Here is a 12,701-nt window from a genome sequence, read left to right as displayed (position 1 = left end):
AGACGACCTCGCCGACGTTGCCCTACGCAGCGATCGAGTCGCATCTCCCAATTGGCGGTCGAGTCGTCGCGGGGCTCCGGGCGGCCAAGCTCCTTAAGCCATCACGGGCGCAACCCATGCAGCCATACCCAGAGCCCCTGGGCCCACCGATCTTACGAATGACCAGTTCGAACCCACGACTTGAAAGGTAGGGCAACCCATGCAGCCATACCCAGAGCCCCTGGGCCCACCGATCTTACGAATGACCAGTTCGAACCCACGACTTGAAAGGTAGGGCAGCACCATGACGCCTCCGCCAGCGGCGCTGCGGCTGAGCCGTGACGTCACCGTCTGCGACACTGCACCGGCGCGCACATCCTGCGCCGCCTGCTGGACGGCGCGAGCCCGCAGGAGGTGTCCGGCGAACTCGCGACCACGCTGCACGTCCCCCACACCCGGGTCGCCGCCGACGTCGCGGACCTCCTCTCCCAGCTCACCGCCGCCCGCCTGACCGAGCCGGCACGCAAGCCGCGTAAGGGCACGCGGTGAGCCAGGTCTTCGACGCCCCTCGCGAACGGCTGCCGCTGCGCCGCCGCCTGGCCGCGCGCACCGCCGTCACCGCCGCCCTGCTGCTGGCCCGCCTGCCGCCACGCCGCATCCGGCGCGTCCTCCACCTGCTACGCCGCGGCGCGGCCCCCGCCACCCACGACCAGGCCCGCACCGCCCGCGACGACGTCACCGCGACCTCCTCCGTCTGCGCGGGCCGCTACTGCCTGCAGCGCTCCCTCGCGACGGCGCTGCTGTGCCGGCTGCGCGGCACCTGGCCCACGTGGTGCACCGGGGTGCGCATGCAGCCCTTCGCCGCCCACGCGTGGGTCGAGGTGGACGGCGACCCCGTCGGCGAACCGCCCGGCACCGCCGCGTACCGCCACCTGATCAGAATCCCGCCGCGGGTCGGCCGGGTATCTCCACCAGGGGGGTGAAGTGGTGGCGGGGCGGGTGCCGGATGGGGAATCCGAACCGCGCCGCCCACCTCGCGCCCTGCGCCTCACCGGGCGGCGAAGGCCATCCGCCGGAACCAGTCCGCCGCCGCCTCACCGACCTCCTCCAGCGCCCCCGGCTCCGGGAACAGGTGCGTCGCACCCGGGATCACGCGCAGCTCGTACGGCGCGGTGAGCCGCTCCGCGGCCTCCTCGTTGAGCTTGATCACGAGGTCGTCCCGGCCGCCCACGAGCAGCAGCACCGGCGCCCGTACGTCGGCGAGCGCGTCCCCCGCGAGATCGGGACGCCCACCGCGGGAGACCACGGCCCGTACGAGCTCGGGCCGCTTGGCCGCGGTGGTCAGGGCCGCCGCGGCGCCCGTACTGGCGCCGAAGAGTCCGATGGGCAGATCGGTGGCCCGGGCCGCGAGCCAGTCGGCGGCGCCGCTGAGCCGGCGGGTCAGCAGCGCGATGTCGAAGCGGTGCTCGCGGGTGACGGCATCGGTCTGATCCTCGGCGGGCGTGAGCAGATCAAGGAGCAAGGTGCCGAACCCGTGGTCGTTCAACTGGGCGGCGACGGCCTGGTTGCGCGGACTGTGCCGCGAACTGCCGCTGCCATGGGCGAACAGCACCAGCCCGGCGGCTGCATCGGGCACCGCGAGATCACCGCTCAGCTCCGCACCGCCGACCCGGAGGATCACGCTCTCGACGGCCATGATCGCCTCCCGTCTTGCCGAGACGTTGTTGCCGTTTCCGGGTACCACGGAATGGAGGCGACAAACAGAACAAACCGCCGCGCCAGAGAGACTGAAGGCCGGCCTCCCCGGTGACGGTGGTCAGCGGCGGGCCGCCGAGGATTACCACCCATGGTAAGATCGGAACCATGGGTGGTAGTAAGAAGTATTCGATCAGCCTCCCCGAAGACCTCGCCGAGGCCGTGCGCACCCATGTAGGCCCAGGTGGCTTTTCCGCTTACGTGGCCGAGGCCCTTGAGCAGCGCGTGGCCATGGACAAGCTTCGCGAGATCGTCGCCGACTTCGAGACCGACAACGACCCGCTGTCCCGCGAAGAGATCGAAGCGGCCCGCGCCGTACTGCGCCGTGATCAGCACGGCTCGGGCGGCGTCGCAGCCTGATGCCGGGGACGCTCCTCCTCGACAGCGAGGGCCTGTCCAAGCTCTACCTCAAGGACCGCACCGTCCTGGCTTTCGTCCAAGCAGCCTCGGAAGAAGGCGTCCGAGTGGCCACGACCGCCATGACCACGCTCGAGGCGGACTACGAGCGCATCCACCCCGCCCGCATCCGGTGGGTACTCTCCCGGATCGACGTCCACGACGTCACCAAGAGAGTCACCGACCACGCGGCAGCACTGCTGCGCGACCACCACCTCAGTGGCCACAAGTACGCCATCGACGCCGTCCTCGCCGCCGTCGCACGCGCGACGCCAAAACCAGTCACCGTCCTCACCTCCGCCCCCGAGGACATCAGCCTGCTCTGCGGACCCGCCGTCGAGGTCGCAGAGCTCCCGCCTGGAGGACCACGATGACGACACTCACCATGCTCCATCCTGGCGCCATGGGTTCGGCCGTTGCCGCCCAGGCGGTCGCCGCCGATCGCCACCCGGATTCGGCCCGCTCCCCGTATGCTGGACGGCTCGGTCATCGGCCCGCCGCCCACCGCGGACCGCTCTGAGCGCATGGCCTCTGACATCCTCTCTGACTCCGACCACCTTCCGAGCGTGGCCGCACGTGCCTGGCGCTGGGTGCCCGAACTGCACGAGATCGTCCTCCGTGCACTGGGAGGGCTGCTATTTCGTCCCGTTGGCCTGGTTCGCCCTGGTGCGAGCGAGCCGGAAGGACTCGGTATGCGGGTGATGAGGGAGCAGAAAACCTGCCCCGCTCATCTGCCAGAGGGCCCTGGACGTCCTCGGGCTCACCGGGTCCGAGTGTGTCTTCGTCGACGACCACGCCAGGAACCTGCCGCCGGCGCGGGCTCTTGGGATGACGACGATCCACCACGTCGCCCCGGTCGCCACGGCGACGCAGCTCTACGCCCTCTTCACCAGCCGAGCTGCCTGAGCATTTCCGTGCTGCCCAGCCCGGTGAAGGCGTGAGGGATCGGGTCCGGCGAACAGATGACCGACCGTCAACGTGCTGCTGTACGTTGACCGTTACCCGCTCCCGAACGCATCAGGAGACAACGGCCGTGGCGGACGACGCAGCAGGCAGCGTGGAAGACCGGATAGACCAGAGCGTGGCGCACTCGGCGCGTATGTGGGACTACTGGCAAGGCGGGAAGAACAACTACGCCGCCGACCGTGCGGCCGGCGACGCCGTCATGGAGACCTTCCCGGGGATCGTCGTCGACGCTCGCCAGCAGCGCGCCTTCCTGCGCCGCGCGGTGCGCTACCTCGCCCAGGAGGAAGGCATCCGCCAGTTCCTGGACATCGGCACCGGCCTGCCGACGGTGGAGAACACTCACGAGGTGGCCCAGACCGTCGATCCGAGCTGTCGGATCGTGTACGTGGACAACGACCCCATCGTCCTGACCCACGCGCGCGCCCTGCTGACCTCCGCCCCGGAGGGCGCATGCGCGTACATCGACGCCGACGCCCGCGACATCGACTACCTCCTCGAAGAGGCCGCGAAGACACTGGACTTCACCCGGCCCGTGGGGCTGACGCTGCTCGGCCTGTTCGGCAATATCCCGGACCACGACCAGGCGCTTGCGATTCGGGCGAGGCTGCTGGAGGCGGTCAGCTCCGGCTCGTATCTGGTGGTCAGCGATGGCGACACCACCGACCCCGGCAGAGTGGCGGCGGTCGACGAATTCAACAAGAACAACCCCGGTCACGAGTACACCAACCGCAGCGTCGAGCAGATAGCCGCGTACTTCGACGGTCTGGAACTCGTGGAGCCGGGAGTGGTGTCCACGCCGCTGTGGCGGCCTGACGCGGCGGTGGTCGGTGAGCCGCCGAAGGCGGCGATCCACTGCGGAGTCGCCCGCAAGCCGTAGCGCATGGCCGGCCGCCGCCCGGAAGCGTGAGCTGCCCTCTCGCCTGGGCGTCGTCCCCGGGACGGCAAGCGCCGACGCGGGTAACAGGGAGTCGCACTTGTGGATCACGGCATAGGCTGAGGCCGGCAGTGGCCTGAGAGGGCGGGGAGGTTCCGGTGGGCGGGGAGTGGGCGGGGGCGGCGATGGTGCGTCCTGGGGAGCGGATCGGGCCGTTCACCGTGCTCACGGAGTTGGCCAGTGGGGGGATGGGGCGTGTGTATCTGGCCCGTTCTCCGGGCGGTCGTACGGTGGCGGTGAAAACCGTGCTGCCCGCGGTCGGCGGGGGTGCTGCGCCTGACGACGTGGACCGGCGGCGTTTTGCCCGTGAGGTGGCGCTGGCGCGGCGGGTGCAGGGGGTATTCACGGCCAGTGTCGTCGATGCCGATGCCGAGGCGCGTGTTCCGTGGATGGCGACGGAGTACGTTCCGGCGCCGTCGCTTGAGTATCTGGTGGCCTCGCACGGTCCGTTGCCGGCGGACGGGCTGCACTGGGTGGCAGCCGGGATGATCGAGGCGTTGGTGAGCGTCCATGCGGCCGGTCTGGTGCATCGCGACGTCAAGCCGTCCAACGTGCTGCTGCCCGAGGACGGCCCCCGGGTGATCGACTTCGGGATCTCGCAGGCTGCCGACATCACCCGTACCAGGTCGGCCCTGGGGACGATCGCGTTCGCCGCGCCGGAGCAGGCCCGGGGTGAGGCGACCACGGCTGCGTCCGACGTGTTCTCGCTGGGTGCCACGCTCTTTCATCTGGCTACGGGGCGCAGTCCGTACCGGCACATGGGGCAGGGCTCCGCGATGGAGCAACTGGTCCGGGCCGCGGAAGGCGACCTCGATCTGTCTGGCCTGCCCGGGGAACTCGGGGCCCTGATCGGGCCGTGCCTTGCTCTGGACCCCGCTGACCGTCCGACGCCCCACGAGCTGCTGACCCTGGTCGGCGACGTCATCGCCGCCCGCCCGCAGGCCCGCGGCGCGGCCGACTGGCTGCCCCGGGAGTGGTCTGAGGCGATCGCGCAGCACCGGCGCCGCAGTACCGAGGAGGCGGACGCGGCCGAGCGGCGCATCGACCCCGACGCGGTCACCGAGCGCACCCCGCGCGGCGCGCCCCGTACCCGGCGCATGCCCGCCGGGGCACCGCGGTCCGCGCCGGCCCGACGGGGCCGTCGCGTCGGGCTGTGGGTCTCGCTGGCTGTGGCGGGGTCCCTCGCCGCCGGCGGTGCCGTGTACGCCCTCCAGGACGACGGGGGCGGCGGTGCGCCGGATCCGGTGCGGCAGGACCTGCGGCTGGCCCTGGTGGAGCAGGGCGCGCAGGGTGAGTGCACCGACGCGCTGCCTCCGCCCACTTTCTACTCGGCACAGCTGAATACCTGTTATCAGATCTCGACCCGGACCGGGGACCGGATGAGTGTCGTACGGCTTCAGGACGTCAGCGCCGCGCCGGACGAGAACGTCGGGGGCGGCTGGGTGATCCGTATGACGTTCCGGGACGCCGATGCCGAGCGGTTCGCGGCACTCTCCCAGCGTGCGGTGGACCGCACGCCCCCGCGGAACCAGATGCTGATCGTCCTGGGCGACCGGCTCATCAGCGCCTCCGCCGTCGCCGAGGTCATCAGCGACGGCAGGGTGGACATCACCGGCAACTTCACCGAGAACGAAGCGAAGGACCTGGCCACCGAACTCGGCGCCCAGTAACAGCTTGTCTCACGTGGCTGCTTTCGCGAGCTTCTTGTAGCTGCTCAAGGCGGTGGCCATGGCCACGGCGGTACGTCAAGGGCCGGTCGCACCTCTCGAAGGACGCCATGCGCCGCGTGGGAGACGCCGTCATGCCCCGCCCGGGGACCACATCTGAGACCAGAGCTGAGACCCGGGACACCCGAGCGGCACGCGTACGGCGCCGCCGCCGCCTCCGCTGAAACCTGAAAAACCAGGTCAGAACACTTCTGACCTGGGGTTCAGTGGAGCCGCCTAAGGGAATCGAACCCTTGACCTACGCATTACGAGTGCGTCGCTCTGGCCGACTGAGCTAAGGCGGCAGGTTGCGGGCCGTGGCCCGGGCAACGGCGACAAGTTTACACAGTTCCCCGGGGTTCTCTGCACGCGGTTTGCCGGTGGGGGCGGGGGTGGGCTACTGGCAGCGTTTGCCGTTCTCGGGTGGGGTGCCTTCCAGGAGGAAGGTGCCGACCGCGCCGTCGATGCAGCCGTTGCCCCTCGCGTACGCCGTGTGGCCGTCGCCCTCGTACGTCAGCAGCACGCCCTCCTTCAGTTGTGCCGCCAGGCTCTCCGCCCAGACGTACGGTGTCGCCGGGTCGCGGGTGGTGCCGACGACCAGGATCGGCGGGCTGCCCGCCGCCTCGATGCGGTTGGCCTCGCCGGTGGCGGGGACGGGCCAGTCGGCGCAGTTCAGGGCCGCCCAGGCGAAGCCGCGGCCGAAGACCGGGGAGTCGGCCTCGAAGTCGGGGACCGACTTCTCGACGGCCGCCGGGTTCTCGAAGGCCGGCGGCTGGTCGAGGCAGCTCACCGCCGTGAAGCCGTACATCATGCTGCCGTACGTGCCGTCCGGTTCCCGCTCGAAGTACATGTCCGACAGTGCCAGCAGCCCGCTGCCGTCCTTGCGCTCCATGGCGTCCGTCAGCGAGTCGCGGAGCTGCGGCCAGAAGTCCTCCTGGTACATCGCCATCAGCACGCCCATCGTCGCCACCGACTCGCCCAGCTTCCGCTTTTCGCCGGTCGGTACAGGCTTCGCGTCGAGGCCGTCCAGGAAGGCGCGGAGCTGCGTGCCCGCGTCCTCGGCGCTGTCGGTGCCGAGCGGGCAGTCCGCGCGCTGCACGCAGTCCTCGGCGAAGGAGTCGAAGGCGGTGGTGAAGCCCGCGTTCTGGTCCAGGTTGAGCTGGCGGGAGGTGAGGGCCGGGTCCATCGCGCCGTCGAGGACCAGGCGGCCGGTGCGCTGGGGGAAGAGGCCCGCGTAGGTGGCGCCGAGCATCGTGCCGTACGAGGCGCCGACGTACGTCAGCTTCTTGTCGCCGAGGACGCCGCGGAGGACGTCCATGTCCCGGGCCGCCTCCTGGGTCGAGACGTGGCCCAGCAGCTTGCCGGAGCGCTTCGCACAGCCCTGCGCGAAGGTGTCGTACGACGCGGTCAGCGCCTCGACCTCGCGCTCGTCGTCCGGCGTCTGGTCGACCTGGGTGTACGCCTCGAACTGCGCGTCCGTCATGCACGTCACCGGCTCGCTGCCGCCCACGCCGCGCGGGTCCATCCCCACGATGTCGTACCGGGCCCGGACCTCGTCCGGGTAGCCGACGCCCGCGAAGTTCTGCAGGAACTCGATCGCCGAGGCGCCCGGGCCGCCCGGGTTCACGTGCAGCGAGCCCAGGCGCTCGCCCGGGTTCTCGGCCCGTTTGCGGGAGACCGCCAGCTTCACGTCCCCGCCGCCCGGGCTGGCGTAGTCCAGCGGGACGCGCAGCGTCGCGCAGTCGTAGCCGGGGGTGTCGCAGCCGGTCCAGTCCAGCTTCTGCTCGTAGTACGGCTTCAGGTCCGCGGGGATCTGCGCCGGAAGCGGTTCGAGCACCTTGCTGACGCTGCCGGCGCGGGCGGCGTCGGCGCCGCTGCCGCCGGTGTCCGTGCCGCCGGTGTCGTCGGATCCGGCGGAGTCACACCCGGCGGCGGCGATCAGCACCACCAGCGCGGTGACGGGTGCGGCCGTACGGAACAGGCTGCGGAAATCCATGCGCCTGAGCGTATCCGCTGGGGGCCGCCGTCGCCGGGTCACTTCCCACCCGTACGGGTGACGGGGCGTGGTCCTGCGGCGGCGCGGGGCGTCCCATACGTCACGGTTTACGCAGTGTCACCGTCATCGCCTCCAGTGCCAGCAACGGCGCCACGTTCCGCTCCAGCGCCTCCCGGCACTCCATGATCGCGTCGATCCGGCGCAGCGTCGTCTCCGCGGTGCTGTCCTCCGCGATCCGCCGCAGCCCGTCGCTCACGTCCGCGCACGGGAGCAGCGAGACGTCCGCGACCGCGCCCAACTGGAGCGCGAGCACGTCCCGGTAGAAGCCGGCGAGGTCGGTGAGGGCCAGGTCGAGGCTGTCGCGCTGGCTGCGCGTCGCCCGGCGCTTCTGGCGCTCCTGCAGGTCCTTCATCACGCCCGCCGTGCCGCGCGGCATCCGGCCGCCGGGCTGCGCGCCGAGCGCCGTGCGCATCTCCTCCGTCTCCCGCTCGTCCGTCTCCTCGGCCCGCTCCTTCGCCGCGTCCGCCGCGACCTCGACCAGCTCCTGCGCCGAGCGCAGGCAGCCGCCGATGTCCTCGACACGCAGCGGTATCCGCAGCACCGCCGCCCGGCGCTCCCGGGCGCGGTCGTCGGTGGCCAGGCGGCGGGCCCGGTCGAGGTGGCCGCCGGCCGCGCGGGCGGCGGACTCGGCGACCGCGGGGGTGATGCCGTCGCGCTGGACGAGGACGGCGGCGACCGCGGCGACGGAGGGGGTGTTGAGGGAGAGGTGGCGGCAGCGGGAGCGGATCGTGGGCAGCACGTCCTCCAGCGACGGCGCGCACAGCAGCCACACCGTCCGCGGGGCGGGCTCCTCGACGGCCTTCAGCAGCACGTTCCCGGCGCCCTCGGTGAGGCGGTCGGCGTCCTCGACGACGATGACCTGCCAGCGGCCGGAGGAGGGGGCGAGCTGGGCGCGGCGGACCAGCTCGCGGGTCTCCTTGACGCCGATGGTCAGCAGGTCGGTGGCGACGACGGCGACGTCGGCGTGGGTGCCGACGAGGGCGGTGTGGCAGCCGTCGCAGAACCCGCACCCGGGGCCGGCGGCGGCCCGGTCCGGGCTGACGCACTGGAGCGCGGCGGCGAACACGCGGGCCGCCGTCGTCCGGCCGCCGCCCGGCGGGCCGGTGAACAGCCAGGCGTGCGTCATCGCGGAGCCGGAAGGGAGGTTGACGGCGTCGGCCGGGTGGGTGCCGGCGGCGTCGGCGGGGTGGCTGCCGGCGTCGGCGGGGGTGCCGGGGGCGGCGGTGCCGGCTTCCGCGGTGACCCGTGCGTCGGCGGCGCGGGCCGCGGCGGCAAGCTGATCACCGACCCGCTGCTGCCCGACCAGTTCGTCCCACACCGCCATGGCACCGTCACCGTCCTTCCGTCGTCCGCCGACCATTGTGCTGCACGCCACCGACAGCCGGCGCCGGTCGTCAGTGGGGGTGGGCCCTGCCGTGGTGGCCCCCGCCGTGGTGGTGGCCGTGGCCTCTGCGGCGCCAGCTGACCGCGTCCGGGTCCCGCGGCGCCCGGTCGACCACCAGGGCGCCGGCGGTGAGCATCAGCCCCGCCACCGAGGCCGCGTTCTGCAGTGCGGTACGGGGCACGCGGACCGGGTCGAGTACGCCGGCCGCCAGCAGATCGCCGTACGTGCCGGTGTCCGCGTTCCAGCCGTGGCCCGGCGGGAGGCCGGCCGTCTCGGCGACGACGCGGGCGCCGTCCGCGCCGGCGTTGCCGGCGAGCTGCCGCAGCGGGGCCGTGAGTGCGGCCCGTACGGCCAGCGCCCCCGCCCGCTCATCGGCGGAGAGGGCGGGGGCTGCTCCAGCCGCTGTCTTCGCGGTGTCCGTCCGGGTGGGGGCTGTTCCGGCGGGATTCGTCACCGTGGGTGCGGTCCCGTACGCCGCGGTCACCGTGGGCGCCGCCGGGCTCCCTGCCAGCAGCCCGTCCACCGCCCCCCGCGCCCCCGCAAGACCCGTCCCGCCGCCCGGCGTGACGCCCTCCGCGAGCGCCGCCCGTACCGCCGCGACCGCCCCCGCGACACGCTCCCGCCGCTCCGCCCGCTCCGGGTCCGTGGCGCCGCCGGCCCGCAGCACCGCCACCCCGCCCGTCAGCCGGGCCAGCCGCAGCTCCAGCACCTCCCGGTCGAAGTCCGACGCCGCACCGGCCAGGGCGTACTCCAGATGCGCCACCCGGCGCGCCACCGCCTCGGCGGCCCCGGCCTCCGTTCCCCGCGTCACCGTCGTCGTACGCCTCGTCACCACCACCCGCTCCGCCCGCCCCAGCGACGGCAGCCCCGTGGCGCGCAGCACCATCCCCTTCTCCGGCAGCACCACCTCCGCCCCCGTCAGCGCCGCCAGGTCCTCCAGATGCGCCAGCCGCCGCGCGCCCAGCGCCGGTGCCGGGACGGCCGCGGAGAGCAGGGTGCCGCGCAGCCGGTTGGCGACCAGCGCCGCGAGCGCGTCCTGCTGGACGGAGTCGGCGACGACCAGCAGGGGGCGGCCGGTGGCCGCGACCCGCTCCATGACCGGCAGCAGGTCGCCGGGCCCTGCGATGCGCCCGTGGTGCAGCAGGACGTACGGGTCCTCCAGCACCGCCGTGCCCTGCTCGGGGTGGGTCATCATGAACGGGCTGAGGAAGCCGCGGTCCAGCCGCAGCCCCTGCGTGAACTCCAGCTCCACCCCCGCCACATGGGCCTCTTCCACGGAGATCGCCGCGTGCTGCCCGGCCTTGGCGAAGGCGCCGGCGACCAGCTCGCCCAACTCGGGGTCGCGGGCAGCCGCGGCGGCGACGCGCGCGGCGTCCTGCTCGCCGCCGACGGGGCGGGCGGCGGCGGTCAGGTACGCGACGGCCGCGTCCGCCGCCGCGTCGAGGCCGCGTTTGACGGCGACGGGGTCGGCTCCGGCGGCCACGGCGCGCAGGCCGGCCGCGAACAGCGCCTGGGTGAGCACGATGGTGGTCGTCGTGCCGTCACCGGCGGCGCGGCGGGTGCGGGCGGCGGCCTCGCGGACCAGGGAGGCGCCGAGGTTCGCGTACGGGTCGGAGAGCCGGACGGCGCCGGCGACGGTGGCCCCGTCGCGGGTGGCGACGGGGCCAGTGGCAGCTCCGGCCCCGCCGCCGGCCCCCGGTGCGGCGTCCTCGGTACGGGTGCGGGGGCCGCGGGTGCCTGAGGGGTCCCCGCCCAGCACCACCAGCCGCCCCCGCGGTCCCAGCGTGACCCGCGCCGCGTCCGCGACCGCGGCCACGCCCCGGCGCAGCGCGGCCCGCGCCGCGTCCTCGTAGAGGAGTCCGCTCACGGAGCGCCGTCGTCGCCGTCGCGCCCGGAGCGGCCCCGCTCCATGATCAGCGCGGCCTGCATCATCGCCCGCGCGTAGCCGGTGTCGTACAGCTCCATGCCGTGGCCGCCGCCACCCACGTCCACGTACTGGTTGGACTGGTCAGAACCGTTCTCCCGGTCGAAGTCGTTGGCGCGCGGGTGCTCGGCGAGGATCCCGCGCGGGTAGCCGGCGCGGACGAGCTGGCGCATGAAGCCGAACATGTCGGTCTCGCCGGTGTCCGGGAACACTTCCGCGTACCGCACCTGCGGCTCGTCGGCCCGCACGTTGCGGTAGTGGATGTGGTTGACCCGGTCCTTGCCGCTCATCCAGCGCAGGAAGTCGACGGAGTCGAAGCCGGCTTCGGCGGTCACGCCCGCGTGCACGGTCATGCCGTTCGACGGGCTGTCGACGGTCTCGACCATCCGCTTCCAGTCCGCGACCGACGCCATGATCTGCGGGTTGCCGCGGCTGATCGCGGCCGGCGGGTCGTTGGGGTGCACGGCCATGCGCACCCCCGCCTCCTCGGCGACGGGCATGACCTCGCGCAGGAAGTGCTCGTAGTGGCCCCAGAGTTCGTCGCGGGTGAAGGCGGGGACGCCGTCGGGGCGGGGGAGGTCGCGGACCTTGACGCCGTCCACCTCGTGGTCGAGGTCGAAGGCGGTGTAGCCGGCGCCGATGCGGTCGGTCTCGTCGATCTCCTCGAAATAACCCTCCTTCAGCCGGTGGACGTACCAGTTGTATTCGACGACGCCGATGCCGGCCTCGCCCGCGGCGCGCAGCGAGGTCTTGATGTCCTCGATGGCCTGGTCCCGGCCGTCCTCGCCGCGTACGACCGCGTCGGGAGCGCTGATGAGGTACGCGGTGACGTGCATCCCCATGTCCTCGACGCGCTCGCGGTCGGCCCGCAGCTCGGCGGCGTCCCAGGGGACCGCCGGCACGTCGGTGACGAGCGCGCCGGTGATGCCGGCCTGCCGCCAGCGGCGCACGGTGGCCTCGTCGGGGCGGCGCGACATCCACTGGCAGAGCTTGGGCGTGTCGGGTCCTTCGCGGACCTCGTCGGGCCATGTCAACTGCGGGAACGGTGCATTTGCCGAGGGGCCGCCGCCGGGGGCCGCGGGGCCGCCGCCCGGGCCGGGCGCCGCGAACGCGGAGCCCGCGGCGCCGGCCGAGGCGCCGATCGCGGCGGCTGCGGCGGCGGTCGAGCCGCGTTTGAGGAAGGACCGGCGCGAACTGCCGTCGTGTGCGGGGGATTCCATACGTCACCGTCGCTTTCTGTGCTCTGCCGGCTGCCTGCTGCATGTGCTGCTCGTGCTGTGTGCGTGGTGTGCGTGGTGCGTGTGGTGCGTCGATGCCGTGGGGGTTGCGCGCAGCGCAATGCCACTCATTTAAGCTCCTCGGCATTTCGTCATCCACTTTTCCACAGCGACACTCCCGTGCGTTCTGTGGATAAAGCGGCAGGTCTTTCCTTCTGTTCCTCCTCTGCCTGCCTTCTGCTATCTTCTCGCCATGCTTCAGGGCGATCGTGGCACCGCGCTCGCGGGTGTACGTATGACGGATCGAATCGGTGTAGGGGTCCTGACTCGTATCGTCGATCGTGATCTTGTCGACGAGGTGCTTGCCGAGACAGGTCGGACAGA

Annotated in this window: 11 protein-coding genes, 1 tRNA gene and 2 pseudogenes; 8 read left to right on the top strand and 6 right to left on the bottom strand. The window is 72.5% G+C overall.

Going from position 1 to position 12,701, the window contains the following annotated elements:
- Nucleotides 1-330: 330 nt before the first annotated feature.
- Together B124_RS36050 and B124_RS36045 are read left to right on the top strand one after the other, a co-directional pair.
- The gene (locus B124_RS36050) at nucleotides 331-528 is read left to right on the top strand and encodes a PqqD family peptide modification chaperone (protein WP_496507242.1); all 198 of its coding nucleotides are present in this window, start codon (nucleotides 331-333) and stop codon (nucleotides 526-528) included.
- The gene (locus tag B124_RS36045; protein ID WP_496507240.1) at nucleotides 525-962 is read left to right on the top strand and encodes a lasso peptide biosynthesis B2 protein; all 438 of its coding nucleotides are present in this window, start codon (nucleotides 525-527) and stop codon (nucleotides 960-962) included. Before B124_RS36050 ends, B124_RS36045 begins: the two co-directional genes overlap by 4 nt.
- Before the next feature lie 65 nt (nucleotides 963-1,027).
- Here the strand turns inward: B124_RS36045 and B124_RS36040 are convergent, their stop codons facing one another.
- Nucleotides 1,028-1,675, bottom strand: coding sequence for a dienelactone hydrolase family protein (locus tag B124_RS36040; protein WP_496507239.1), 648 nt, complete (start codon nucleotides 1,673-1,675; stop codon nucleotides 1,028-1,030).
- 167 nt (nucleotides 1,676-1,842) lie between these two features.
- Between B124_RS36040 and B124_RS36035 the strand changes: the two genes are divergently transcribed.
- The 6 genes and pseudogenes from B124_RS36035 to B124_RS36010 form a co-directional block, all read left to right on the top strand.
- Complete coding sequence (locus tag B124_RS36035) at nucleotides 1,843-2,094, top strand: hypothetical protein (RefSeq protein ID WP_496507238.1); 252 nt, start codon at nucleotides 1,843-1,845, stop codon at nucleotides 2,092-2,094.
- Nucleotides 2,094-2,504: a DNA-binding protein gene (locus B124_RS36030; protein ID WP_496507237.1), complete on the top strand. Its 411-nt coding sequence runs from the start codon at nucleotides 2,094-2,096 to the stop codon at nucleotides 2,502-2,504. The genes B124_RS36035 and B124_RS36030 overlap by 1 nt, the downstream gene beginning before the upstream one ends.
- 343 nt (nucleotides 2,505-2,847) lie before the next feature.
- Nucleotides 2,848-3,036, top strand: a pseudogene (locus B124_RS36025) (HAD-IA family hydrolase); the annotation flags it as partial.
- Between the two features lie 127 nt (nucleotides 3,037-3,163).
- Nucleotides 3,164-3,973: an SAM-dependent methyltransferase gene (locus B124_RS36020; protein ID WP_496507236.1), complete on the top strand. Its 810-nt coding sequence runs from the start codon at nucleotides 3,164-3,166 to the stop codon at nucleotides 3,971-3,973.
- Nucleotides 3,974-4,155: 182 nt separating this feature from the next.
- The gene (locus B124_RS36015; protein WP_496507241.1) at nucleotides 4,156-5,700 is read left to right on the top strand and encodes a serine/threonine-protein kinase; all 1,545 of its coding nucleotides are present in this window, start codon (nucleotides 4,156-4,158) and stop codon (nucleotides 5,698-5,700) included.
- 65 nt (nucleotides 5,701-5,765) lie between these two features.
- Nucleotides 5,766-5,921, top strand: a pseudogene (locus B124_RS36010) (tyrosine-type recombinase/integrase); the annotation flags it as partial.
- Nucleotides 5,922-5,964: 43 nt separating this feature from the next.
- On the opposite strand, the gene B124_RS36005 reads toward B124_RS36010, so the two are convergent.
- From B124_RS36005 to B124_RS35985, 5 genes are all read right to left on the bottom strand, one after another.
- Nucleotides 5,965-6,041: transfer RNA gene (locus B124_RS36005), tRNA-Thr, on the bottom strand.
- Between the two features lie 92 nt (nucleotides 6,042-6,133).
- On the bottom strand, nucleotides 6,134-7,732 hold the full coding sequence (locus tag B124_RS36000) for an alpha/beta hydrolase (protein WP_496507235.1): 1,599 nt from the start codon (nucleotides 7,730-7,732) through the stop codon (nucleotides 6,134-6,136).
- A gap of 100 nt (nucleotides 7,733-7,832) precedes the next feature.
- Nucleotides 7,833-9,116, bottom strand: a complete 1,284-nt coding sequence (locus tag B124_RS35995) for a DNA polymerase III subunit delta' (protein WP_496507234.1) — start codon at nucleotides 9,114-9,116, stop codon at nucleotides 7,833-7,835.
- 70 nt (nucleotides 9,117-9,186) lie between these two features.
- Nucleotides 9,187-11,043 carry a chaperonin GroEL gene (gene groEL, locus B124_RS35990; RefSeq protein ID WP_496507233.1) on the bottom strand — a complete coding sequence of 619 codons (1,857 nt, stop codon included), beginning with the start codon at nucleotides 11,041-11,043 and terminating at the stop codon, nucleotides 9,187-9,189.
- Nucleotides 11,040-12,320, bottom strand: coding sequence for a mannonate dehydratase (locus B124_RS35985; protein ID WP_496507232.1), 1,281 nt, complete (start codon nucleotides 12,318-12,320; stop codon nucleotides 11,040-11,042). Before B124_RS35985 ends, groEL begins: the two co-directional genes overlap by 4 nt.
- Between the last annotated feature and the right edge of the window lie 381 nt (nucleotides 12,321-12,701).

It is taken from the genome of Streptomyces sp. CNP082 (assembly GCF_059570535.1).
Note: the sequence above shows the minus strand (reverse complement) of the source record. Positions and strands in the feature narration are given on the sequence as shown.